Origin of the sequence: Pusillimonas sp., assembly GCF_044464525.1 — a bacterium.
Lineage (GTDB): Bacteria > Pseudomonadota > Gammaproteobacteria > Burkholderiales > Burkholderiaceae_B > Pusillimonas.
In genome coordinates, this window is record NZ_JBIQLE010000008.1 from 39,944 (window position 1) to 65,650 (window position 25,707).

General features: G+C 63.4%; 16 protein-coding genes and 1 tRNA gene. 16 read left to right on the forward strand and 1 reads right to left on the reverse strand.

What is annotated here, in order from left to right:
- Window positions 1-242: 242 nt before the first annotated feature.
- The 6 genes from ACIY1O_RS06415 to ACIY1O_RS06440 all read left to right on the forward strand — a co-directional run bounded on the left by ACIY1O_RS06415 (window position 243) and on the right by ACIY1O_RS06440 (window position 6,308).
- The gene (locus ACIY1O_RS06415) at window positions 243-1,769 is read left to right on the forward strand and encodes an MDR family MFS transporter (protein WP_397474262.1); all 1,527 of its coding nucleotides are present in this window, start codon (window positions 243-245) and stop codon (window positions 1,767-1,769) included.
- A 20-nt stretch (window positions 1,770-1,789) separates the two neighbouring features.
- Window positions 1,790-1,880: transfer RNA gene (locus ACIY1O_RS06420), tRNA-Ser, on the forward strand.
- A 273-nt stretch (window positions 1,881-2,153) separates the two neighbouring features.
- The gene (locus ACIY1O_RS06425; protein ID WP_397474263.1) at window positions 2,154-3,260 is read left to right on the forward strand and encodes an acetamidase/formamidase family protein; all 1,107 of its coding nucleotides are present in this window, start codon (window positions 2,154-2,156) and stop codon (window positions 3,258-3,260) included.
- Window positions 3,261-3,394: 134 nt separating this feature from the next.
- The gene (locus tag ACIY1O_RS06430; protein ID WP_397474264.1) at window positions 3,395-4,177 is read left to right on the forward strand and encodes a 3-hydroxybutyrate dehydrogenase; all 783 of its coding nucleotides are present in this window, start codon (window positions 3,395-3,397) and stop codon (window positions 4,175-4,177) included.
- Between the two features lie 62 nt (window positions 4,178-4,239).
- Window positions 4,240-5,016 carry a peroxide stress protein YaaA gene (yaaA, locus tag ACIY1O_RS06435; RefSeq protein ID WP_397474265.1) on the forward strand — a complete coding sequence of 259 codons (777 nt, stop codon included), beginning with the start codon at window positions 4,240-4,242 and terminating at the stop codon, window positions 5,014-5,016.
- A 53-nt stretch (window positions 5,017-5,069) separates the two neighbouring features.
- The gene (locus ACIY1O_RS06440; protein ID WP_397474266.1) at window positions 5,070-6,308 is read left to right on the forward strand and encodes an MFS transporter; all 1,239 of its coding nucleotides are present in this window, start codon (window positions 5,070-5,072) and stop codon (window positions 6,306-6,308) included.
- Here the strand turns inward: ACIY1O_RS06440 and ACIY1O_RS06445 are convergent.
- Entirely contained in the window at window positions 6,276-8,531 is a 2,256-nt protein-coding gene (locus ACIY1O_RS06445; protein ID WP_397474267.1) for an FUSC family protein, read from the reverse strand. The two genes, ACIY1O_RS06440 and ACIY1O_RS06445, sit on opposite strands and share 33 nt — an antisense overlap.
- Window positions 8,532-9,059: 528 nt before the next feature.
- Between ACIY1O_RS06445 and bcsD the strand changes: the two genes are divergently transcribed.
- From bcsD to ACIY1O_RS06495, 10 genes are read left to right on the forward strand one after another with little or no spacing between them, the layout of a single operon-like run.
- Complete coding sequence (bcsD, locus tag ACIY1O_RS06450) at window positions 9,060-9,533, forward strand: cellulose biosynthesis protein BcsD (protein WP_397474268.1); 474 nt, start codon at window positions 9,060-9,062, stop codon at window positions 9,531-9,533.
- Between the two features lie 55 nt (window positions 9,534-9,588).
- Complete coding sequence (locus ACIY1O_RS06455; RefSeq protein ID WP_397474269.1) at window positions 9,589-10,047, forward strand: hypothetical protein; 459 nt, start codon at window positions 9,589-9,591, stop codon at window positions 10,045-10,047.
- The gene (gene bcsQ, locus ACIY1O_RS06460) at window positions 10,044-10,811 is read left to right on the forward strand and encodes a cellulose biosynthesis protein BcsQ (protein WP_397474270.1); all 768 of its coding nucleotides are present in this window, start codon (window positions 10,044-10,046) and stop codon (window positions 10,809-10,811) included. Before ACIY1O_RS06455 ends, bcsQ begins: the two co-directional genes overlap by 4 nt.
- Window positions 10,808-12,991: a UDP-forming cellulose synthase catalytic subunit gene (gene bcsA, locus ACIY1O_RS06465; RefSeq protein ID WP_397474271.1), complete on the forward strand. Its 2,184-nt coding sequence runs from the start codon at window positions 10,808-10,810 to the stop codon at window positions 12,989-12,991. The genes bcsQ and bcsA overlap by 4 nt, the downstream gene beginning before the upstream one ends.
- Window positions 12,988-15,222: a cellulose biosynthesis cyclic di-GMP-binding regulatory protein BcsB gene (gene bcsB / locus ACIY1O_RS06470; protein ID WP_397474272.1), complete on the forward strand. Its 2,235-nt coding sequence runs from the start codon at window positions 12,988-12,990 to the stop codon at window positions 15,220-15,222. The genes bcsA and bcsB (ACIY1O_RS06470) overlap by 4 nt, the downstream gene beginning before the upstream one ends.
- Window positions 15,223-15,240: 18 nt before the next feature.
- Window positions 15,241-17,574, forward strand: a complete 2,334-nt coding sequence (bcsB, locus tag ACIY1O_RS06475) for a cellulose biosynthesis cyclic di-GMP-binding regulatory protein BcsB (protein WP_397474273.1) — start codon at window positions 15,241-15,243, stop codon at window positions 17,572-17,574.
- Between the two features lie 46 nt (window positions 17,575-17,620).
- Complete coding sequence (gene bcsZ, locus ACIY1O_RS06480) at window positions 17,621-18,790, forward strand: cellulose synthase complex periplasmic endoglucanase BcsZ (protein WP_397474274.1); 1,170 nt, start codon at window positions 17,621-17,623, stop codon at window positions 18,788-18,790.
- Window positions 18,769-22,755, forward strand: a complete 3,987-nt coding sequence (locus tag ACIY1O_RS06485; RefSeq protein WP_397474275.1) for a cellulose synthase subunit BcsC-related outer membrane protein — start codon at window positions 18,769-18,771, stop codon at window positions 22,753-22,755. Before bcsZ ends, ACIY1O_RS06485 begins: the two co-directional genes overlap by 22 nt.
- A gap of 3 nt (window positions 22,756-22,758) precedes the next feature.
- Window positions 22,759-25,035 (forward strand): tetratricopeptide repeat protein, encoded by a 2,277-nt coding sequence (locus ACIY1O_RS06490; protein WP_397474276.1) that lies wholly within the window; start codon window positions 22,759-22,761, stop codon window positions 25,033-25,035.
- Entirely contained in the window at window positions 25,032-25,703 is a 672-nt protein-coding gene (locus ACIY1O_RS06495; RefSeq protein WP_397474277.1) for a cell division protein FtsQ, read from the forward strand. The genes ACIY1O_RS06490 and ACIY1O_RS06495 overlap by 4 nt, the downstream gene beginning before the upstream one ends.
- The last annotated feature ends 4 nt before the right edge of the window (window positions 25,704-25,707 follow it).

Genomic DNA, 25,707 nt, shown 5'->3' on the forward strand with positions numbered 1-25,707 from the left:
AAGGATGGGGTGGCCATCGTTCCCCCAATTGCCGCCGTGTGTCACAAACACTGTTTCAATAGTTACTATATGCCTTTGAAGGGGTGGTTTCAAGGCGGGCGCTCCTTCAGCCGGAGGCGCATATATTTGGTCGGTCTCGCGGCGCGGGCCCAGGCCGTGGCTTGCCGACGTATTCTTGCTGCGCTTGCCTGACGCTTTGGCGGCCCCGCCGCGTTAAGATTTGGCATTGCCATGATAACGCCATGAACCAAATAGCCCCATCCAGCCCCACCGCTGCGCAGCCAGAAGCGCCGGCCATTGCCGGTCGAGGATGGATATTGGCTGCCCTGATGCTGACCGTGGCGCTGGCAGCCATGGACATCACGATTGTGGCCACCGCCGTCCCGCAGATCGTCGGAGACCTGGGTGGCTTCGAGCGCTTCAGTTGGTTGTTTTCAATCTACTTGCTGGCCCAGACCGTTACCATTCCCATTTATGGCAAACTGGCTGATCTATACGGACGCAAGCCGGTCCTCATCGGTGGCACAGCCTTGTTCCTCGTGGGCTCCGCCGCGTGCGCGCTTGCTTGGGACATGCTTGCGTTGATAGTTTTTCGCGGCATTCAGGGCCTGGGCGCCGGGTCGATCATGGCCACGGTCAATACCCTGGCCGGAGACCTGTATTCGGTTCGCGAACGGGGCAAGGTACAAGGCTGGTTATCCAGCGTGTGGGGCGTTGCGGCCATCCTGGGCCCGACATTGGGTGGAGCATTCGCCCAGTACGCCACCTGGCGTTGGGTGTTTCTGATCAATCTTCCCATCGGGCTGGCCGCGCTGTTCTTGATCGTTCGCTTCTTGCACGAAAAAGCCCCTGCCAGACATCATTCCATAGATTACATCGGCGCCATCCTGATGATGCTGGCAGGCTCCGTCGGCGTGTTCGGACTGCTGCAAGGAGGCAATGCCTGGGCATGGCTGTCACCGCCCAGTCTGTGGACCTTCGGCTTGGTTTTCGTGCTGATCATTGCCACCATCGTGCGCGAACGCATGGCGGCCGAGCCCATCATGCCCGGTTGGGTCTGGCGCAATCGGGTAATGCTTGGTTCCAATCTGGCCATGCTTGGCATGGGCTTGGTGATGATGGCGCCCGGCGCCTATTTGCCCGTCTTCGCACAGACGGTGTTGGGCCTTGGCCCGATCGCGGCAGGGCTGGTTCTTGCCAGCATGAGCGTGGGCTGGGTGGCGTCCTCGTCGTGGTCGGCCCACTTATATTTGCGCATCGGCTTTCGCGACACGGCCCTGCTCGGCGCAGCGTTGATGCTGGCCGGCGTTGCGGGCTTTGCTTTATTGCCTGAACGACCCTCATTATGGCTGGTGGTGGCGGACCAGGTGGTGCTTGGCGCAGGTTTCGGATTAATTGCCACGCCGTTGCTCGTCGGCCTTCAGTCGATCGTGCCCTGGCATCAGCGGGGCGTTGCCACCAGCACCAATATGTGGTCGCGTTACCTCGGGCAAAGCCTGGGCGCTGCAATCGCGGGTGCGTTGTTCAACTCGGCGATGATCAGTCAGCTAAGGGATGCGCCTTCGGATGTCGCGGGCGCATTGCCCGACGTCAGCTCGGTGGTTCGCGTATTGCAGTCAGACACGCTCGCACCCGCCGGCGCCGAATACCTGCGCTTGGCGTTCGAGACAGCTACTCACCACGTTTATTCGGGCATGGTCTGGGGGGCGGTGCTGGCCTTGGTTCTTGTCTTGGTGGTTCCGCGCCGTCCTTCTTCTATGCTAGAATAGCTGGCTTGACCGCAATACCAGGAGAGGTGGCAGAGTGGTCGAATGTACCTGACTCGAAATCAGGCGTACGGTAACCCCGTACCGTGGGTTCGAATCCCACCCTCTCCGCCAGGAATTCACAGCATTGGCATAGGTAGCAAGGGCGTTGCAGCATCACGGCGGCGCCAACAAGAACGGCATCCAGGACACAATCCGGGGTTGCCGTTTTTTTTATGGCTGGGATCGGGCGCGGGGCTTTGGGGCAATAAGAAACCACGGGCCCCGCGCCCAGGGCGCATTGCCCCGCTGGAGGCAAGAAGGTAGTATCAGGCCGACAGGGGCAAAGGCCCCGTCCAAACGTTGGCATGGCCTGACTAGAATAAAACTACCCAAGGAGACACTTGCATGCACGCGATACGTATCGATCGAAGCAAGAAGCTGTTCGAGGAACCGCATTGCGGGCACAACCGCTATCATCCCGACATCGAGCCATTGCTTGAGGTCAACGAGGGCGAAGAGGTCGTGCTTGAAACACGTGATGCGGTCGATGGCCAGATCACGCCCGATTCAACGGTGGCCGATTTTGCCAAGATCGACACTGGGTCGCTTCACCCGCTGACCGGGCCGGTTTATGTCAAGGGCGTAAAAGCGGGCGACGTTCTTGAAATTGAGTTCCTTGACGTCTTGCCGCAGCCTACCGGCTTTACCTGCATCTTGCCCGGCCTGGGCTTCTTGCGCGACATGATGACCGACCCTTTTCTTGCGCACTGGACGCTTAGCGACGGATGGGCCACTTCAGAGCAGGTGCCGGGGGTGCGTATTCCGGGCGCTCCGTTCATGGGCATCTCGGCTGTGGCGCCTTCGCTTCAAAAGGTCGAAGAATGGACGAGGCGGGAACAAAAAATAGCCGAGCTCGGCGGCATGGTCATGATGCCCGATCCGGCGGGCGCCATTCCGGCGGGCGGCGCATGCGGCGTGCATGGGCTTAGAACCTTGCCGCCCCGAGAAAACGGCGGCAACTTCGACGTCAAGCAGCTAACCAAAGGGGCGAAGCTATTCTTGCCGGTATATGTCGACGGCGGATTGTTCTCCACCGGAGACGGGCACTTCGCACAGGGTGATGGCGAAGTGTGCGTCAATGCAATCGAGATGGGCGCCACCGTGGCCGTTCGCTTCAAGCGTCACGCGGGGCTGGCTTTGCAGCGCAAGTTCGAAGGCCCTGTGTTCACTTATACCGAGCCTGCTCCCGATCCGCTTTCAAAGCTTTCAAGGCAGATGCTCGGGGTCATGGGCATGCCCCTGCACCCCGATGGCGATTGCGAGGGCGAGAACCTTAATCTTGCCGCCCGCAACGCGGTGCTGAACATGATGCACCTGCTGCAAGAGCGCGGCTTCAGCCAGCAACAGGCTTACGTTATCTGCAGCGTTGCCGCCGACCTGCGCATCAGCAATGCGGTCGATGTTCCCAACTATGTGGTTTCCGCCGTGTTGCCCGAGGCGATCTTCGGTTGATTCACCCCTGCGCCGCGCCTTCATGTGTTTGAAAAGCGCGGCGCCATGCGTGGGCGCCATGCGTTTAAACTACAGCATAGCGCCGGCCCGCCGGGTCTGGCGCGCATACGAACGACGCACATTAGGGATACAACATGCTCGACGGTAAACGCGCAGTGATTACAGGGTCTACCAGCGGAATAGGGCTGGGTATTGCACGCGAGCTGGCCTCGAACGGGGCTGACGTGGTGATCAACGGTTTTGGCGATCCGGGCGCCATCGAAATAGAGCGGGTCAATATAGAGCTCGAGTTTGCGGTGAAAGCGCATTACATCAACGCCGACCTTAGCCAAGCCGACGCCACGCGCAGCTTTATAGACGATGCGGCCCGTGTGCTGGGAGGCATTGATATCCTTGTCAACAACGCCGGCGTGCAACATACCGACCTGATCGAAGACTTCCCCATCGTGCGTTGGGACGCCATCATCGCCTTGAACTTGTCGGCGGTGTTTCACGGTACCGCTGCGGCGCTTCCTCACATGAAGAAACAGGGCTGGGGCCGCATCATCAATATTGCCTCGGCTCACGGCTTGGTGGCCTCGCCAGCGAAATCAGCCTACGTGGCCGCCAAGCACGGAGTAGTGGGTCTTACCAAAGTGACCGCGCTCGAGAACGCAGGCAACGGCATTACAGCCAATGCCATTTGTCCCGGCTGGGTGCGCACGCCCCTGGTCGAACAGCAAATCGAGGCCATCGCAAAGGCGCAGCAAGTCGATCTTGAAGAGGCGGCACGTCAGCTATTAGGAGAAAAGCAACCTTCGTTGCAGTTCGTGACGCCCAAGCAAATTGGCGGCATGGCCGTTTTCCTGGCGTCCGAGGCCGCTGATCAGATTACGGGCGCATCCATGCCCATCGACGGTGGATGGACGGCCCGCTAGCCGAGGCGTCCTCTTAGTGCGGCGGCGCGCCGCGGATTTTTCGATCAAGGTATTTAATAACCATGTTGTTGCTATTGTCCCCCGCGAAAAAGCTCGATTACGACTCTCCGGTCAGAACGACGCTGCATACTCAGCCTTTGTTCGTCAAACAGGCGAAGGGCCTGATCGACGTGCTTAAAGAAAAATCGGCCAGCGAAATCGCTTCGCTGATGAAGCTTAGCGAGACATTGGCCAAGCTCAATGTTGAACGTTATGCGGCCTGGAAACCAAAGTTCACCCAGACCAACTCGCGCCAGGCTGTGCTGGCATTCAATGGCGACGTCTATGAGGGCCTGGATGCGCCGTCGCTTTCTGATTCCCAGCTAAAGTGGGCACAAGAGCACGTGGCCATTCTCAGTGGCTTGTACGGCGTTTTGCGGCCGCTCGACCTGATGCAGCCGTATCGCCTCGAGATGGGTACGCGCCTGGCTACCTCGCAAGGCAAAACGCTATACGATTACTGGGGCTCGCAAATCGCACAATATCTGAACGAGCGGCTCGAAAGCACCAAAAAGCCCTGGGTGCTCAACTTGGCTTCCGAAGAGTATTTCAAGGCGGTAGACCTAAAAACACTCAACGCCCAGGTGGTTCAATGCGTGTTCCAGGACTACAAGAACGGTAGCTGGAAGATCATCAGTTTTCATGCAAAACGTGCACGCGGCCTTATGGCGCGCTTTGCAATAGAAAACAAGGTTACCGACCCGGCTGCCTTGAAGGGTTTCACCTCGGGGGGCTATGCCCACGATGCAAAAGAATCAACCGGCAACCGCCTTGTGTTCAGGCGTGATCTGGCTGCGTAATTGAGTAATTGAACAAGGCGGGCCAATGGCCCGCTTTTCTTGAAGTGGCATGCATGAACGCAGCGATTCGCGTATTTTGTTTTTTTGCAGTCGGTTATCTTGCCTCGTACGTGTTTCGAGGGCTGAACATCGGCTTCGCACCCTTTTTAATCCACGAAATGGACTTGACGGCGGCCGACCTTGGCATGCTGACAAGCTTGTATTTCCTGGGCTTTGCCCTGGCTCAGATTCCCGCGGGGGCGGCGCTCGACACATGGGGGCCGCGACGTGTCAACGCCGTGTTGATGCTTGCCGCCGCGCTGGGCTCGGCGGTGTTTGCCCAGGCCGAAAGCCTGCCGGCGCTAATGCTGGGGCGCTTACTGATCGGGGCGGGCGTAGCCGTGTGCATGGGGGCGGGCCTGCAGGCCTTGGCACAGCATTTTCCCGCTCATCGAGTGCCTGTGCTAAATGGAGCTTTCATCGCCATCGGCGGGCTGGGCGGCGCCTTGGTGGGTACGCCGCTGGCCTTGCTGCTGGATGTCGCCACCTGGCGTGCCATCAGCATGGCCATGGCGGTCCTTACCGTGGTGGCCGCCGGGCTGATCTGGTTCGGGGCGGTGGACGCTCCGGTGAAGGCTCGCCCAGGCAAACGGCCGACAGTATGGGCTCAGTTCCAAGGTACCTGGGAGCTGCTTTGCAGCGCACCGTTCTGGAAACTGACTTTGTTTCCGTCAATAAGCGCCGGCATGTTCTACGCGGTGCAATCTTTGTGGATGAAGCCCTATCTGCTGGATGTAAACCAGGCGGGCCAGGCGCAGACAGATGGTTTGGTCTCGATGGTGGGGCTGGCGGCGGTGGCCGGAAGCCTATTGTCCGGAGCGCTGGCCCGCCGGGTCGAACGCATGGGCATGAGCCTGACAGTGTATTGCGGCTTGTGCATCGCGTTTTTCGTCGTGTTTCAGGTGCTTATCGTGCTGGATGCGCCGCTGCCGCGAGCCTTGATGTGGTCATGCTTCGGAATCTTCGGCGCCTGCTGCGTATTGGTCTTTGCCATCTTCGTCTCTCGCTACCCGGCTTCTGTATGGGGGCGTGTCAATACCACCTTCAATATGCAGGTGTTCTTCATGACCTTTGCGGTCCAGGTTGCGATAGGCTGGATCGTCGAGCGCTGGGAGCCGCTTGCACCGGGCGTTTATCCGGCTCAGGCCCATCTTGTCGCCTGGGTGTGCCTATTGACCTTGCAAGTGGTGTCTGCCGTCTGGTATTTTTGGCCCAGCGGTTCACGCGCTCGCGCGCAAGCCGAGGCGGCCTGACGTAATGTCCCCGCTCTGATCGTCGGGGCGTGCCGGCTCCAGCGCGCGCATTTCGTGATGAATAAGCTGTGCCGCATTCATCATTTGCCTCAAGGGGTAGGCCAGCGTAGCCAGCTCTCCGTCTGTTTCGAGCGAGGAGGGCAGTTCGGCGTTCTGGCCCTGCAGCAGGGCATCGACGGCCTCCAGCGCCTGGCGTATGCCTGAGGGCAACGAAGGCAAGGCGGCAAGCAACGGAACAGCGGCGCTTACTTGCGACGTCAGTATGTGGTTCTGGCTCAACAGGTTGTTAAGTTCCGGCACGTTTTTCTGGCGTCGGGCGGGCTCTGCCGCCATGCGATAAAACGCTGCGGCGTAATTGCTGAAGGCGATGTATACGCTTTTTCTAGCCAGCCTCCAGGCCATGTCCGCCTCGAGCAGTTCGGCGTCGCTGCTTGTGCCTTCACCGGTTTTCGCGCGCAAAGCGCGAACCAGCCCGGCGTAGTGCAATCCAGCCTGGAAATAGCGATGGTTTGCGGTGCGCAGCGCCTTGGCCAGCGACCCCATGAAGCTGTGCTCCCACCAGGGCAATATGTGGCTGCACAACAAAGCGATGGCGCAGCCGATAACCGTGTCGACCAGGCGCTCACCGATCAAGGCGTTGGTGGAGGGCTCCAGCAAATGAAAGGCCAGCAGCACCATGATGGTCTTGAATATGGCTGTGCCCATGAAGCTGACCTGGATCAGACTGTAGCCAAGCACGCAACTTACGATCAATGCGGCCAGCAGCAGGTCTGGCCGGTTGGTCAGCGTGAACAGGCCAAGCGCGGCCAGGCAGCCGACGGCCGTGCCGGCCAGCCGAAGGCCGTTGCGCTGCCGTGTCAGGGCGAAGCCCGGTTTCATGATCACGATGACGGTCAGGATCACCCAGTAGCCATGCAGCTCGATGGACGGCACCATGTCTTGCCGGGCCAGGCCGTAATTAAGCAAGGTGACCGTGAACAGCGTAATCAGGATCGCGATTGCGACACGCAGGGCATACCTGAAGTGGGGCGAATCCATGCGCAGGTTCGAGGTGATCATGCCGAAACGCAATTCGGTGCGCGAGACGAACCGCCCCAGGGCGTTGTCCAGGCGCTGGTCGACAAGCTCGGCGCCGGCGTCCGACTGGGTGTGGGCGGCCATGCGGTCGACGATGCGTGAACCGTTGCGCAAGCGCCTTAACACTTGTACCAGCAAAGCGTAGACCTCTGGGTTGCTTTCGGCAAACCCGCTTTGCCGGTATTGCTGCAGCTCGTATTCGATGGCGCGAAGCTCGGCCTTGGCGCTGTGTCGGCCTGCCACGACCTGGTTGCGCGCGGTGCATAAGGCGATCTGCCCCATATTGTCAGACAGCTTTACCAGGGTGTCGCGGGCAAAAACCAGTACGTCGCTGTCGGGTATCTTGCGATGCAAGGTGGCGTAATCGGTATGGGTCGCTATCAGGGTGTCCAGCAACGAAACCATGTCAATGAATAAATTCAGCGCCTTCATGCGTTGCCGATCGCCGCGTTTTTTACCCTTGGGCAGTTCGCGCAACACAGTGTTGCGTGCGGCCTGCTGCTTGTCGATCATGCTCGACTGCGCCTGGATCAGTTGCCGATAGCTGGTATCCAGGTCGGTGTGCGAATCATAAAAACGGGAACGGGCCAAGATGTAGTCGGCCGTGGCGAATAGCGCCACGGACAGCGCCTGCTGCTCTTCGCGCAGCCAGAATACACGGCGCACCAGCGAGCTGTACGCGAAATAGAATAGGCCGCCGGCAAGCGAGTACACCACATGCAGCAGCAACTGTTGGCCGTGCACCGGGGAACGCATGGTCAATGTCATGATCAGCAGGCAGGCAAAGGCCATCAGGCCGCCTTGCTGCCCGTAGACCGACAACATCGAAAACGCGAAGCCCAGCAGGGGTATGGTTAGCCACATGGCCAAGGCGTGGCTGGAGACGAGCCCTGTGATGGCCACCGTAAGGGTGCCTAATAGTACGGCGCCGAGCATGGTGTTGACGCTGTAGCGCCGGGGGCTGCCAGGCTGGTCGATGACGGCGACGCAGGCCGCGCCGATGGCCGCGATCATGCCGATGTCGTATGTTTGCCACAAGCCGCCGACCAGCAAGGCCGGCAGCATTACACCGATGGCCTGGCGCAGTCCGCCAAAGAAATAGTGGCTGTAGAAGAAGCGCTGCAATTGCGAAATACGCGTTGCCATGGAGCCCGTGAGGCGCAAGAGTGTGTCGTTGCCCTGTATCTTACCTGAGCCGTGCCGCCGGCCGTGCAATCGTCAAACAGTGCAAATAAGCAACGGCATGCGGTTGGATGTCTCTTAATATTTGGTTAGAATTGCGTGCAGATGGAAGCGATTTGGTTGCAGCGCAGATACATTTGGCTCTAAGGGCCGAAATATTTGCAGCTGGCCTGCTCTCGTCCAGACGCAAGGTCATGCTTCAAGAATACGGGCCAGAAGCTCGTAGCTCCGCCTTGCCGAACTACTTGTCCTTGTTGTCATGGCTTGTGGTTTTCATCGTTCGAGCATGCCGGTCGCGTTCGCCCATCAGGCGTTCCGGGTACCGGGTTTTCTCGAAGTCGATACATTTTCCGAGCTATTGCCGCGATTCCCCAAGGCGTTCATTCGCGCGGGTGTCTCGGCCATACCACGGTTCGCGAGTAACATGCGCGCGTCGACTGCATTTCACTCCCCTGGTGGATAAGATAATGGCTTCCCTAGCTGGACGCCCCTGTGTCCACCCACCTTTTGATCTGGATATTTAACGTGCAAAGCAAGCTGATTTCCTATCTTGAAAGCCAACGGCGCGATGCCCAATGGGGGCCCCTGCTTCAGTCGTTCGTTCACGAAGCGTCTTCGGCGCTGGGGCGCGACGAGTCACGCCACTTGATGGTCAAGGCCGGCATGAGGGCGGCGCGCGAGATGACGCTGCCGCAGTGCGATTCGGTCGGGCAGATGGAAATCGAGGCCAACAGGCATTGGGCGCGCCTGGGCTGGGGAGTCGTCAGTTTTACCGAGCGCCGGGACAGTCTGGACATCAGCCACGAATACGCACCCGCCGATTCGCCGGTCCAACTGGGCTTGGCCGATTTTCTAGAGGGCGTGTACCAGCAGTGGTTCGTATCCGTTGGGGCCGGCGCGCAGTTACAGGTTCGGCAGTACCAAAGCGCCGAAGATGGTGTTTTTTTGTATCGTCTGGCGGGATGAGCGCCTATCTACCGCAAGTTGATTGCAGAAAGCCAATTTTTCAAGGTGAAGCAGGATGAAAGAATCGGAGGACGTGACCAAACTCTTTGCCATGTTTGGTGAGAAAAAGGCCGATCAATATTACGAGGTATACGAAGCCGACCAAAACCGCGCGACCCACGATCGCTGGCCGGTGTTCCAGCGTATTCGCTTCGGTTCCGAGCAAGACGGGACGGCGCCCGAGCCTTTCGTTTCGGCACCTGCGCGCAGCAACGCCATGGCCGCGCTGGCCGGCGTCGCACGCCGCCATAGTCCAGCCGACGTCGAGCGTGCGCCAACCGCCGCGCCCGAGTCCCGTCCGGCGGCGCCGGTTCCCGCTCCCGCGGAAGGCGGCGGCAACCTGCATACTCTATTCAAGCGGTTGGAAGGTTCCGCCCAAGAGCCGGTCGAAGCGCCGGCGGCCGCGCCCGTTGCCCAGCCCGAGCAGTCGTCCGGCTCGATCCGTTCGCTGTTCAACCGCCTAAGCCGACCATGAATGTATTGTCGGTGGTGTCGGCCAAAGGCGGAGTGGGCAAAAGCACGGTGGCGGCGAACCTGTCGGTCGCATTGCACGAGTTGGGCCATCCGGTCCTGGCCATCGATCTGGATCCGCAGAACGGGCTCCGGTTCCATTTTTCCTTCGAGGCGGGCGCCGGGCCGGGCCTGGCGCATGCCGACAGCTCGAGCTTCGAGCGCCTGATCGAGGCCACACCATCGGGCGTTGCCCTGCTGGCGTACGGGGAATGCGACGAAGCGCGGCGGCGGGCATTCGAAAGCCGCTTGGCGCAGGATCGGTCCTGGCTGGCGAACCGCCTGGAGAGCCTTGATCTGCCTGACGAGGCTGTGGTCGTGCTGGATACTCCGCCCGGCCCGTCAGCCTACATGACGCAGGCGCTGACCGCCGCGTCGCTCGCCCTGGCCGTCGTATTGCCCGACGCGGGTTCGTACGTGACCCTGCCGCAGATGAGATCTTTGTTCGAGTCCTACTGCATAGGCCGGCCGGGCTTTCAGGATTATGGTTTCGTCGTGAACCAGATCGACCAGAGCCGCATGCTCAGCCGGGACGTCGCATCCATGCTGCGCGCCTCGTTCGGCGAACGTGTCGTCGGCCGCATCCACCAGGACCAGGCCATCAGCGAGGCGCTGGCCTTCGGGCAAAGCGTGCTTCAGTACGCCCCCCACAGCGAGGGCGCCCAGGACGTCCGGTCGTGCGCCAGATGGATCAGCGAACGCCTTTCCACCATTGGAGCCGGCCAATGACATTCTCGCCAGGAAACCTGGTCGCCCGCATCGGCAGCTGGCTGATCGACCTGCCTGTCTGGGCCAGCCGCCCCTTCCGCGTGTTCGCACTGATCGTTTCCTTCGTGTTTTTCATCAGCGTGATCATCACGCCCCTCAGCCTGGAACACCAGGTTCTGTTCGGTATTGTTTCGTTCGCGACGGCCTACTTCCTGACCCGTGTGTCGCGCGCGAGGCTTACCGTGCTGGTGCTCATGACGATCTCCTCGGTCGCCACCTTGCGCTACATGTACTGGCGGCTGACGGAAACCCTGGGCTTCGAGCACTGGCTCGACGCGCTGTTCGGCTACGGCCTGCTGATGGCCGAGCTCTATGCGCTGCTGACGCTGTTCCTCAGCTACTTCCAATCGGCGTGGCCTTTGCGCCGCAAACCCATATTGATGCCCGACGACGTCTCGTCCTGGCCCAGCGTCGATGTCTACATCCCCACGTATAACGAGCCGCTGAGCGTCGTGCGCCATACTGTGTTGACGGCCAAGGCCCAGGACTGGCCCGCCGATCGCCTGAACATCTATGTGCTGGACGATGGCCGCCGCGATGAGTTCCGGGCGTTCTGCCAGGAAGCCGGCGTGGGCTACCTGACCCGGCCCGACAACAAGCACGCCAAGGCCGGCAACATCAATGCGGCGCTCGAGCACACTGACGGCGAGTTCATCGCCATTTTTGATTGCGACCACATTCCGACCCGCTCTTTCCTGCAGATCTGCATGGGCTGGTTCATGAAGGACCCCAAGCTGGCCATGCTGCAGACGCCGCACGTTTTCTTCTCGCCCGACCCCATGGAGCAGAATCTGGACGTGTTCCACAGCGTGCCCAATGAAGGCCAGCTTTTCTACGGCCTTACGCAAGATGGCAACGACCTCTGGAACGCCACTTTCTTTTGCGGATCGTGCGCCGTGCTGCGGCGCGAGCACCTGCTGCAAATTGGCGGCGTAGCCACTGAAAGCGTCACCGAAGACGCACTGACCGCGCTCAAGATGAACCGCGTGGGCCTCAACACCGCCTATCTGGCGTTGCCCCAGGCGGCCGGCCTGGCGACCGAGAGCCTGTCACGCCACATCGGCCAGCGCATCCGCTGGGCGCGTGGCATGGCGCAGATCATGCGCAGCCACAACCCCTTGCTGGCCAAGGGCCTGAACTTCGGGCAGCGGATCTGCTACATCAGCGCGTCGCTGCACTTCTTCTATGGGCTGCCTCGGCTCGTTTTCCTGACGGCGCCCCTGGCCTACTTGTTTTTCGGAGCCCACGTGTTCCAGGCGTCGGCGCTGATGATCCTGGCCTACGCCCTGCCGCACATCCTGCATGCCCAACTGACCAACCACCGCGTGCAGGGCAGGTTCCGCCACTCGTTCTGGAACGAAGTGTACGAATCGGTCCTGGCCTGGTATATCATGCGGCCGACGCTGGCCACGCTGTTCAAGCCCGACAGCGCCACCTTCAACGTCACGGCCAAGGGCGGCACCACCACCGAGTCCTACTTCGACTGGACGCTGGCGCGCCCCTACATCGTGCTGCTGGGCCTGAACCTGGCGGGCATGGTGGTGGGCATCTGGATGTTGCTCAATAGCGGCGGCAACAGCGGCTTGATGTACACGGCGGCCTTCAACATGGCCTGGACCCTGCATAACATCGTCATCTGCAGCGCCAGCGTGGCGGTGGCCGGCGAGCAGCGCCAGGTGCGTGCTTCGCCACGGGTCGAAGGCGTGCTGCCGGCAACGCTGGGATTATCCTCGGGACACCGCGTCGTGTGCGAAACCAGCGACTTCTCGGCCGAGGGCCTGGGGCTGGTGATGAAAACGCCCCTCGGGGTCCAGCTGGGCGACCAGGTGCAGGTGTCCCTGTTCCGGGGCGAGGAAGAACGCGTCTTCCCCGCCGAGATACGCTTCGTCCAGGATAAAAAAATCGGCTTGCGGTTTCGCGAACTGACCATCGATCAGCAGGTCGAGCTGGCGCAAATGACTTTCGGGCGTGCCGACATCTGGGCGGCGGCATGGAACGCATCGGTGCCCGACGCGCCATTGACGGCCATCAAGCAGATCGGCCGGATAGGCGTGCGGGGCTTTTTCGTCCTGTTCCGCGAAACAGGCAAGGCTTTCGGTCGGCGCGCACGGTTTTTCAGGCGAGGGGCTTCGCGGATATGATGCGTCGTGGATGTTTTCTTCGGTCGCTTCGAGCTTGCGCAGCCGGCCTGCTGGGGGTTTTTGCCTGCATGGCGTGGGCCCAGCCTGTTCCCGTTCATTCGGCGGCCGACGCTTCGTCGGACGCCTACGCCGTCAGCCTCGAACAGTACAACCGCTACGCCCAGTGGCGCCTGCGCGGCGTGGACGGACGCGCAGGCATCGTGTTTGGCCTTCGAGAGGACGAGCGCATCCAGGACCTGGAACTCGACCTGGCCTATAGCCACTCGCCGAACCTGCTCGACGAACTGTCGCATCTCAACGTGCTGCTCAATGGCGAAGTCGTTGCCTCGCTGCCCATGTCGGCGCAGCAGGGCGAGTCGTCCGGCCATGCGAAGGTCACGCTGCCCACTTCGCGTCTGCGACCGTACAACAACCTCGAGCTGCAGTCGATCGGCCACTACACAATGGGTTGCGAGAATCCGCTGCATCCCGACTTGTGGGTTCGCATAGACAAGTCCAGCCGGTTGCTGTTCGACGTAGAAAAGCTCGCCCAGCCCAACGAGCTGGGCATGCTGCCCGTGCCTTTCTTCGATCCACGCGACGTGCGCGGGCTCGAGCTTTCCTTCGTGCTGGGGCGTCTCTCCGACACCCGGCTCGAGGCGGCCGGTGTAATGGCCTCCTGGCTGGGAGCCCTTGCCGGCTATCGCGGCGCGCGCTTCAATGCGGGCACCGATGCCTTGCCCCAGCGGGGCAACGCGGTCGTGATCCTGGGAGCGAACGAATCCCTTCCCGGCCTGGATCTTCCCGTGCCCGCCGGTCCGACCATCGCCATGCGCTCGAATCCCAACGATTCGTCGAGCAAACTGCTTATCATCACCGGCCGCAGCGACGACGAGATCCGCAGCGCCGCGGTAACGCTGACCCTGGGCGCGGAAGCCTTGTCGGGTCCGACCGCCACGGTGCAGGAAGCCGTGGTAACGCCGCGCAAGCCCTACGACGCACCCAACTGGCTGCCCACCGACCGGCCGGTTGCGCTGGGAGAGCTGCTGCCCGTGCGCGAATTCACGGTGTCGGGATACGAGCCGTCGCCCATCACCTTGGGCCTGCGCCTGCCGCCCGACCTATCCGACTGGCGCACCAAGACCGTGCCCCTGAAGCTCTGGTACCGGCACTCCGCGAGCGAGGCCGGCCAGGGCACGCTCGACGTGATGGTCAACCAGCAACGCGTCCGGCGCATCGACCTGGCGTCCAACGACGAAGACGTGCGCCGGGCGTTCGAGACCGACGACTCGGCCGTGAACAGGACCATACCGCTGCCCTTGTCGATGCTCGAATCGCAGGCCGGCTTGCAGTTCCAGTTCCTGTATCCCCCTCCCGTGCAGGCCGAATGCCGGGGCGCCTACATCGATGTCCGGCGCAGCGCCATCGATCCGCGCTCCACCATCGACCTGTCGGGCCTGCCCCATCACAAGGCCATGCCCGACCTGGCGGCCTTCGGCACCTCGGGCTTCCCGTTCACGCGCATGGCCGATTTGTCGGATACCGTGGTGGTCCTGCCGGCTTCGCCGGGCGAGCACGAACTCTCGGCCTTCTTGTCGCTGCTGGGCAAGATGGGGCAGGTTACCGGCTATCCGGCCACAGACCTCAGCGTCGTCCGGGATGCGGAAGAGCTCCACGACAAGGACGTGCTCTTGCTTGAGGCGGGCGGACGCTCCGACCTGCTGTCCCAATGGGCCGGACGCCTGCCTGTGGCGCAGCGGGCGCGTTCTTTCTCGGCCGACAGCGACAGCTTTGCGGCATGGGTGTCCACGTTCGCCGACTGGGTCGGCCGAATGACGCATCGGGGCGCGTCCGCCGGCTCTGTGGCGGCGCCCGCCGGCGGGGCCTATCTGGCGGGTTTCGAGTCGCCCGTCAGCCGGGGCCGCAGCGTCGTGGTGTTTGCCGGGGCCGACGGCCGCAGCCTGCTCAGCGCGGTCGATCTGCTGATCTTCGATGAAGAACAGAAAAGCCGGCTGCAAGGCGGCCTGGCCGTGGTGCGCGACGGCCGCATCGAATCGCTGTCGGATGCCAAGAGCTATCACGTGGGCAATATGGGGCCTTATCAGACCGTTTCCTGGTTCTTGTCCTCGCATCCCTTGATATTGTTTGTGCTTTACCTGTTGGCTGCGGTCTTGATCGCAATCGTTCTGTATCTGTCACTGCGTGCGCGAGCCCAGAGGCGTCTGCGGGTCGGACGTCCCGATTCGCGGTAAACGAAAAGAGCTTAGCTGATGAAATATCCCTTCCTGTGTTTTCGCTCGGTACTGCCGTTGTTGGGAACCCTGTTCATGTCATGGGCCGTACTGGGCACCGCGTTGGCGCAGAGTCCGGGCGCCGAGGCGCCGCCGGCCCTGGTGTCTGAAATCGGCGCGCTTGCCCAGGCAACGGGCTTTACGCAGCGCGGAGACGCCGCCGCCGAGTCGACCAGCGCTGTTTTCAGGCCCCGGCACCGCTACACGCTCGAAGAGCTGGGCGCGCGCTATCCGTTCAACCTGCGCGGCATAGACGGCAGCGACAGCGTGCCGTTCAACGTGCGCGCCGACGAAGTGGTGGTCGGCGCGAAGCTCGATCTGACATACAGCTATTCGCCCGCTTTGCTCAGCGACCTGTCGCACATCAACGTGATGGTCAACGACGTCGTTGCCGCCAGCTTGCCCGTGCCCCGCGAAGAAGCGGGCAAGAGCCTGCAGCGCTCGCTCGACCTGCCCGTGCACCTGGTCACCGAATTCAATCGCCTGCGGCTGCAGCTGATCGGCCATTACACGCTCGAGTGCGAGGACCCGCTGCACACCAGCCTGTGGGCCAACGTCAGCAACCAAAGCGAACTGACGCTCGATGTCCGGCACCTGCCGCTGGCCGACGACCTGTCCGTTCTGCCCCTGCCGTTTTTCGATCGTCGCGATGCGCGGCGCCTGACCCTGCCCATGGTGTTCGCCAATGACCGCGGCGCGGCAAGCCTCGAGTCGGCGGGAATGGTCGCCTCGTGGTTTGGCGCCATGGCGGGATACCGCGGCGCCGAGTTTCCGGTTCATTGGGACGGCGATTATCCGCTGGAAGGCAATGCCGTGGTGCTGTCCCAGGGCGCCGGCGCCGGCCAGACGGGGCTGTCGGGCCCCACGCTTTCCATCACCGCCAACCCCAACGATCCGAAGGGCAAGCTCTTGTGGATCATGGGCCGCGATGCTGAAGAGCTCAAGCGCGCCGCGCAGGCGCTGGTTACCAGCGGCGTCGCCCTGATGGGCCAGTCGGCGGTGGTCGACCGCCTGGAACAGCTCAAGCCGCGCCGGCCCTATGATGCGCCCCGGTGGCTGCGCACCGACCGTCCCGTCAAGTTCGGCGAAATCGCGCCGCAAGAGGCACTGGACTCCATTGGCTACAACGGCGCCCCGGTTCGCCTCGACCTGCGCCTGCCGCCCGACCTGTTTGGCTGGCGCGAAAAGCCCGTGCCGGTCGACCTGCGCTACCGCTACACGCCCCAGCCCGGCCAGGCGAATTCTTCGCTGCTGATCAGCGCCAACCGGCAGTTCCTCAAGTCCTTCCCCTTGCTGTCTATCGACCAGATCAAGGATGAGTCCTGGCTGAAGGCATTGCGCGACAACGAATTGCTGCCGGTCCGGGCCCGCATGAACATCCCGCTGAACCGCCTGCTGGAGCGCTCCGAGCTGGAGTTCCGCTTCATGTACGACTACATCAAAGAGGGGCAGTGCCGGGACACCATCGTCGACAACGTGCGCGGGCGCATCGATCCCGACTCGACCATAGACCTCAGCCGCTATCCGCACTTCATGCCGCTGCCCAATCTGGCCGCCTTCGGCGACAGCGGGTTTCCCTTCACGCGCCTGGCCGATCTCTCGGAAACCGCGGTGGTGCTGTCCCGTACCCCGGCAGCCCAGGACATCTCGACCTATCTGGCCTTGATGGGCCGCTTCGGCGAGTCGACGGGCTACCCGGCGACGCAGGTGTCGGTGGTCTTCGGCGAGGCGGGCCTTGAGGCGGCCGACAAGGACCTTGTCGTCATCGCATCGGGCGAGCAATCGTGGCTTGCGGAGTGGGCTCGCTACATGCCGGCCGCGCTGGCGGGGCAGAGCAAGCGCTTCGGCACCTCCGACCTCGTGTTCAAGACGGACCGCTGGGTCACTCCCGATCCGCGCGAGTCGCAGCAGCCTGTGCGGGCCGACCTGGCCTATTCCAGCGACGGAGAGACAGCCATGTTCGTGGGCTTCGAGTCGCCGGTGTCGGCCGGGCGCAGCGTGGTGCTTATTTCCAGCAGCCAGCCGCAAGGCCAGGTCCTCGCCGTGGATGCGCTTCTCAATGCAGACAGCTTCGGCGAAGATACGCTGCAAGGCAGCCTGGCCGTGGTGCGCGAAGGCCAGATACGGCCCCTGGCGGCCACGTATACGTATTCGATCGGCCAGTTGGGATTCTGGCGCGGCATCGAATGGAAACTCGCGCAGCACTGGCCCGGCGCAACGCCATGGTGGCTGCGCTGGCTGTTGCCGGTGCTGGCGGTGATCCTGATCTGGGCGCTGCTCCGGCGCATCAGGCGCAAACCGCGCAAGGCTTGACATGACATTGCACCGCCGCACGAAAAGATTCCTGTGTCTCTGCGCCATGGCCTTGTCCCTGTCGTATTCGACCGGCGCGGCATCCGCCCCCGCGTGCGAGGCGGCGCAATGGCCCTTGTGGGACGACTTCCAGACATACTTCGTTCAGGACAGCGGGCGCGTCCTGGATGCCAGCACCGAAATGAACCACAGCTCTTCCGAAGGGCAGTCCTACGGCATGTTCTTTGCGCTGGCGGCCGGAGACCGCGCGACCTTCGACAAGCTGTGGTTCTGGACGAAAGACAATCTGGGCGGCGGTTCGGTCGAGTCGGGCCTGCCGGCATGGATATGGGGCAAGGCCGAAGACGGCGCCTGGCGCATCATCGATGCCAATTCCGCCTCGGATGCCGACCTCTGGTTCGTCTATGCCTTGCTGGAAGCCGGCCGCTTGTGGAACGAGCCCGAGTACACGCGCCAGGCGCACAGCCTGCTGGCTCTGGTCGAAAGCCACGAACTCGCCGAGCTGCCGGGGCTGGGCCTGATGCTACTGCCGGGCAAAGAGGGCTTCGTCGATGAAGAGGCCCGCACGTGGCGGTTCAATCCCAGCTACCTGCCTATCCCCATGCTGCGGCGCTTGGCGCAGGAATCGCCCGAAGGTCCGTGGCAGGCCGTCGCGGATAATACGGTAGCCATGGTCAGGGCCGTGGCGCCGCGAGGCTTTGCGCCCGACTGGACGGCCTACCAGGCCAAGGAAGGCCAGACTGCGTCCTTCATCGTCGATCCCGACAAGGGGCCGGTGGGCAGCTACGATGCCATACGCAATTATCTCTGGGCGGGCATGACTTCCGTCGAAGACCCGGCGTTCGGACCAATGCTCGAGGCGCTGGACGGCATGGTCGAGGCCACGCGCGACGCCGGGAAGGGTACGCCGCCCGAGAAGGTCGACACCCAAAGCGGCGAAGTTTCCGGCCAGGGGCCGTTCGGATTTTCCGCCGCCCTGATTCCCTATTTCAAGGCCAAAGGCCAAGCCTTGCTGCTCGAGCGGCAAACTCTCAAAGTCCGGGCCATGCTGCGCCATTCGACCCAGCCCGAAACCCTGGCCCAGGGGCAGCCTTCTTATTACGACTACGTGCTCAGCCTGTTCGGACTTGGCTGGCTGGACGGCTTGTACCGCTTCCGGGCGGACGGTACCTTATCTTTATCGTGGGAGACCCAATGCGGCGCTACAACAGGTTAATGTGTGGCTTGCTGGTGGCTTTGCTGCACCATGCAGGATGGGCGAATCAGGACGATGCCAGCAAGGTGCTGATCGACCAGGGCAACTTCTGGCTTGAACGCAATGATGCCAAGCGCGCGACCGAGGCCTGGAACAAGCTGCTACTGACCAGCCCCAATAGTCCCGATGCCTTGTACGGCCTTGCGAAAGTGGAATTGAACGCCCAGCGCATCCCGCAGGCCCGGGTGTACCTCGAGCGCCTGAAACAGGTCCGGCCCGACAGCCCCCTGATCGCCAAGCTCGAGCAGGAAATCTCCCTGGGCTCCAGCAGCGGCGCGGCTTCGATTGCCGAGGCGCGCCGGCTGGCCAGAGCGGGCGAGCTGGACGAGGCCGTCGCCAAGTACCGGCAGGTTCTCGGCAACCAGCAGCCGGTCGGCGATCTCGGGCGCGAATACTACACCAATCTAGGCTATACGCAGGGTGGCCTTGGCGAAGCCATTGCGGGCCTACGGCGCCTGGCTGAACAGTCGCCCAACGACGCGCAGGTGAAACTGGCGCTGGCGCGCCACCTTGCCCGCAACGAACAGACGCGCATCGAAGGCGTGGGCGGCCTCGAGGCGCTCTCCGTCCATCCCGACGTGGGGGCTGAGGCGACGCATAGCTGGCGCGAGGCCCTGACCTGGCTGAGCGCGTCCAGCTCGGCCGAACAGGCTCTGCTCACCAGTTATTTGAAGAAGCATCCCGACGATGCGGGAATCAACGAGCAATTGCAGCAAGGCGTGAAACAGGTTCGCCAGCAGGCGGCGCGGATCAGCCAAGCCAGCGCGCCGCGCAGCGATCCCTTGCGCGAGCGTACCGATGCGGCCATGAAATGGCTCAATGCGGGCGACACGGTGCGCGCGCAGGCAGAGTTCGAGGCGGTGCTGAAGCAGCGTGCCAACGATTCCGAAGCCTTGGGCGGGCTGGGCATCGTGGCCATGCGGACCGGCAACTGGCAGCAGGCCAAAGACTACCTGACGCGAGCCCGCAAGGGCAATTCGGCGTGGCAGGCCACGCTCGACAGCGTGCAGTACTGGGTTGAGGTCGACCAGGCGCGCGCGCTGCTGCGTTCGGGCAAGCTGGCCGAAGCGCGCAAGGTCGCCGATCGCGCGGCCAAGCGGGCTCCTAAAGAGGTGGCGGCCGAGGTGCTGCTGGCCGACATTCTGCTCGAAGAGGGCAAGACCGCCCAGGCGACCAAGGCGTATCGCGACGTGCTGGAGCGCAGGCCGGGCGATCCGCAGGCGCTGCAGGGCCTGGGGCAGGTTGCCCGCATGTCGGGCGATTACGCCGCGTCGCGCCGCATGCTCGAAGACGCATTGGCGCAAGATCCCGACAATCCCTGGCTGCGGTACCAACTGGCCCTGCTGTACCAGGACGCGGGCTACAAGACCGAGGCCCGCGGCCTGGTCGATGGCCTGCTGATGACCCACCCTAACGACCCCGACGCCTTGTACGTCAGCGCCTTGCTGGCTTCCGACAGCCAGCAGTGGCAGGCGACGCGCGACACGCTCGAGCGCATCCCGACCTCGCAGCGCACGGCGGCCATGAACGAGCTGTACGCCAGGGCCAACCTGCAGGCGCAGATCGCCGAGGCCGGGCGCCTGGCCAAGGCCGGACGCAAGACAGAGGCGCTGAACTGGCTCGCGCAGGTGCAATCCGCCGCGGGCAACGATTTCGACGTCATCAACGCGGTGGCGCAGGCCTACGTACAAATGGGCGAAACCGCTCGCGGCGCCGCCCTGCTGCAGCCCTTGCGAGCGCAAGGGCAGGCGCGCAGCGCCGATGCATCGATCGCCTATGTCGGCCTGCTGCTGGCTTCGAATCAGGACGTCGAAGCGTCCGTCGTCCTGCGCCATCTGCACACGCAGAACCTGACGGGCGCGCAGCGCGCGTCTCTCGAGGACCTGACGGATTCCTATCGAGTCCGCCAGGCCGACGTGCTGGTCGAGCGGGGCGACCTGGTCGCCGCCTACGACATGGTGGCGCCGGTGCTCGCCCGCCAGCCCAACCAGCCGGACGCCATGGCGTCGCTCGCGCGCATGTATGCCGCCGCCGGCCAGGGCCAGCAGGCGCTGCAGTTGTACGAAACAGTCTTGCGCAACGATCCCAACAATCCTCATCTGCACCTCGGTCTCGCCCAGGTGTCCCAGCAACTGAAGAACCATCGCCAAGCGCGCAATGAAGCCGACATCGCGGTGTCGCTCGCGCCCGAAGACATCGACGTGCTGACTGGCGCTGCGCAGGTGTACCGCCTGTCCGGCGACACGAGCGAGGCGGCCAAGCTCATCCAAAGGGCCATGGCCCTGGAGTCGCGCGGGTCTCCCCTGGCCTATGGACAGTATGCGGCCGGCCCCGCGGCCTCGTCGTCGGCCAATCCTTTCGTGGGGCTTCCCGGCCAGCGCAGCAATTCATCGCTCGATGGAGGGCAAGGCCGCCCGCCGGCGCCGATGCCGGCGGCCGCGCAGCCATATGCCGGCGCGGTTCCGATCCCCGTCAATGGCCAGTCTTACGGTGCGGCGGCCCAACCGCCCGCCGCGCAGCAGGCCTATTCGGCCGCTGTGCCGCCTCCGGTGCAGCAGGCGGCGCCGATACCGTATCAGCCAACGATTCCCGCCGGCGCCATGCCGTTCGTGCCGGCGCAGGCCGCCGCCCCGGGCGCTTACGGGGCCGTGCCCATGCCGGCCGGCCAGGCCGGCAACCCGTTTGCCTCGGCCGGCCAGGTGGCCTATGCACCGCAGTCGGCGCTGGGCAGTGAGCTCGACGCCATCATGCAGGAGCGCAGCGGGCATTTTTCGGGCGGCGCCGAGTTCCGCAGTCGCAGTGGCGAAGCGGGCACCGGCAAGCTCGATGAACTGCAATTGCCGCTGGAAGTCAGCTTTCCGGCCGGCAACGGACGCGTGAACCTGCGCGCCACCCCCGTCTCGATCAGTTCGGGCTCGCAGGGCGCCCATGCGGCCTTGACGCCGCCTCCGGCGGGCATGGAGATCGCCAACCTGAATCCCTATGCGATCGACAACGATACGCAGAATGGCGTGGGCTTTTCGGTCGGCTATGAGGGCCGGGGATTCGAGCTGGACGCGGGGGTCACGCCCCTGGGCTTCCAGCACACCGATTTTACGGGCGGCGCCTTGGTGCAGGGCACGCTTGACGACGCCGGCACGGTCGGCTACCGCGTCGACGTGTCGCGCCGTCCGGTTACGGACAGCGTGCTGTCCTTCGCCGGACGCCGCCATCGCAGTGAAGACCTGGAGTGGGGCGGGGTATCGGCCACCGGCGCGCGGGCGACGCTGTCCAAGGACTTCGGCGACGCCGGCATCTATGGCGCCGTCGCCTGGCACACCCTGCGCGGCAACAACGTGGCGTCCAATAACCGCAAGGAGTTCAACGCCGGCGCGTACTTCCATGTGATTGACGAGCTGGACAGCAAGCTGACTACCGGCGTCAACGTGAACGCGGCTTTCTACGACAAGAACCTCAGCTACTACACCTACGGCCACGGCGGGTACTTCAGCCCGAAGCATTACTATGCGCTTAGCGTCCCTGTTACCTGGGCGCAGCGTTCGGGCAAGTTCAGTTACCGCGTGGATGGCTCGATAGGCCTGCAGACCTTCAAGCAGGACGATGCGGCGGTATTCCCGACGCGCTCCGATCTCCAGGCCCAGGTGCAGGCCGTCGGCGCGGATCTGCCGGGAATCTACGGCATGCAAGAGGGCGTTTACCGCGGTCAGAGCAAGACCGGCGTCAGCTACAACGTCAAGGCCACGGCCGAGTACCGGGTGGACCCCAAGCTTGCGCTGGGCGCGACAATCGGGGCCGATAACGCCAGCGACTACAAGCAATGGATGGGCGGCGTCTACTTACGCTATTACTTCCATCCCCAGAGCGGTTTGCTGGACCTGCCCATCAAGCCCCATCGTACAACCAATGGCGACACCTTCGGTCGGTGAGGGATGCGTGAATATCACTGGCTAGTATGTGGACTGCTTGCGTCGATGTTGCTTCATGCGACGGAGGCGCAAGCAGATGATTCGCACGAGATACTGGTCAAGCAGGGCCATTTCTGGTTGGAGCGCGACGACGGCAAGCGCGCCGCCGAGGTCTGGAACAAGCTGTTTCTGATCAGCCCAGACCACCCCGAGGCCCTGTACGGCCTGGCGACCATCGAGCTGAAGGCCGGGCGCATCGAGCCCGCAAGGGATTATCTACGGCGCTTGGAACAGGCGCACTCCGGTCATCCACTGGTCGCCCAGCTCGAGCAGGACCTCCTGCTCAGTTCCGAGCGGAACAAAGCCCTGCTGGCGCAGGCGCGCCAGGCGGTGGCGGAGTCGGACGTCGACGAAGCGGCCAAAAAATACCGGGATGCGCTCGGAGACCGCCTGCCGGTCGGCGAGGTGGGGCGCGATTACTACCATCGCCTGGGCTATACCGAGGGCGGCCTGCTCGAGGCGATCGACGGCTTGCGGCGCCTCGAGGCCCAAACCCCGCGCGATCCCTTGTTGCAGTTGGCCCTGGCCCGCCACCTGGCACGTAACGAGCCGACCCGTCTCGAAGCGATAGGCCGCCTTGCCCGCCTGTCGACGAACTATGACGTGGGCAGCGAAGCCACCGAGAGCTGGCGCGACGCGCTGCTGTGGCTGGGCAAGCCCACGGCCGAACACAGGCCTCTATACGCTACCTACGTCGAACTGTATCCCCATGACGAGGAAATACGCGCGTTGCTCCAGCGGGCGTCCCAGGCGGGAACGCAGGCGGCCGGTGCTCCGCCCAAGCCCGATCCGCTGCGCCTGCGCACCGACGCGGCCATGAAGCTGATCGAGTCCGGAAATCCCGCCCGCGCCCGGGTCGAATTCCAGGCGGTATTGGCGCAACGGCCTAACGATTCGGAAGCCCTGGGAGGCATGGGCGTGCTGTCGATGCGCGAAGGCAACTGGGGGCAGGCCCACGATTATCTCGTTCGGGCGCGGCGGGGCAATGCCGCATGGCAGTCCTCGCTTTCCATCGCGCAGTACTGGGTGGACGTCGAGCGGGCGCGAGGCCTGGTGCAACAGGGCAAGATCGCCGAGGCCCGCACGTTGGCCGATAGCCTGGTCAAGCGCAATTCGAACGAGGCCGCCGCCAAGGATCTGCTGGCGGAGATCCTGGTAGCTCAAGGTGAGGCGAAGGGAGCGATAGCGATCTACCGCGAAGCCCTGGGACGCCGCCCCGACGATGCCGAACTGCGCTTCCGGCTGGCGCGGCTTTACCAGCAGGAAGGCAGGGACGCCGAGGCGCGGGCCATGCTCGACGAGCTGCTAAGACAGCATCCCTACGATCCGGAAGTGCTCTACGCCAACGCTGCGCTGGCCGCGGACGCCGGAAACTGGGAGGCCGTGCGCGACGGGCTTGCGCAGATCCCCCTTGACCAGCGCACGCCACCCATGCGCCATCTGCGTGCAACGGCCGACCTCAGGCTTCGGCTTGCCGAGGCGCAAACCCTTGCAAGGGCCGGCAAGAAGGCCGAGGCGCTTCAGTTGCTGGGCGACGTCAGGGCCGAAGCGGGCAGCAATTTCGACGTGCTCAATGCCGTGGCCGAAGCCTACGTCGATATGGGCGCGGCGGCGCGGGGGCTTGCCTTGCTGGGGCCGCTGCGAACCCAGGGCCACGAGCGCGGCACCGGTGCGTCGATCGCATACGTGGGCTTGCTGCTGGAGTCGGGCCAGGACGTCGAGGCAGCCGTCATATTGCGCCATCTCGAGCAGCAAAACCTGACGGACGCCCAGCGCGCCCGGGTGGATGCGCTGTCCGACGTGCACATTGTTCGCCGGGCCAATTCACTGATGGAACGGGGCGAGGCCGCGGCGGCGCAGGATGCATTGGCGCGGGTGCTTGCCAAACGGCCGGATGATCCCGAGGCCTTGAACTCGCTGGCGCGCTCGTACACCTTGGCGGGTCAGGCCAGCCGGGCGCTGGAGATCTACGAGTCGCTGCGGCAGTCTCATCCGGACAATGCGCGTATACGCATGGGCCTAGCCGAGGCCGCGCTGCAGATGGGCGACCAGCGCCGCGCCCGGCGCGAGGCGGACACCGCGGCGGACCTGGCACCCGCCAATGTCGATGTATTGACCCGGGCGGCGCAAGTGCACCAGCAACTGGGCAGGACCGCCGATGCGGCCAAGCTGCTTGAAAGAGCGGCCAGGCTCGATCTGCGCGGTGCGGCGCCCGATACAAGGAACCCTGGACAGAAATGAAATCCCTTCTTCTCGCAATATGCTCCCTGGCGGTCGCCTTGGCCGGCAACCTGGCCCACGGCATCGAAATCAAGCTCTACCCCACCGGGCCGGCCGAAGATTCCGCCTTCGTGCGCTTCGTGGACGGCGGCGGGTCCGGGTTGCGCGTGACGGCCCCCGGCTCGCAGCTGGCTCTTGAACTGGGCGCCTCCTTCCGGTCCAGCCCCTACATGCCTGTGGCCGGGAAAACTACCATCCAGGGCGAACTGGCCCAGGGCCAGGACAAGCGGGCGGTGTCGGTCGACGTCATGCCGGGTGAGTTCGTCACGGTGCTGGGAATCAAGACGGACGAGGGTTTGCAGGTGCACACCCTGCATGAGGAAGCGGACGATTTCACTGCGGTCCGGGCTTCCATCGCCTTTTACGACTTGAACGACTCATGCCGCGATGCCGGCGTGCAGGTCGTCGGGCGATCCGTGTCGCTGTTCGAGAATGTCGAGACCGGCAAGTGGGTGCGCCGCCAGGTCAACCCGGTTCCATTGAGCGTTCAACTGCTCTGCGACGGCCGGCCGGTGGGCGGGCCGCTGGACCTCGGCACCTTGGGAGCGGGCGAGCGCCACAGCCTGTTCCTGGCGCCTGGCGACCCGGCGCAGCAATTCTTCCATGTAAAGGACGAGCTCGCTTTCTGAGCCT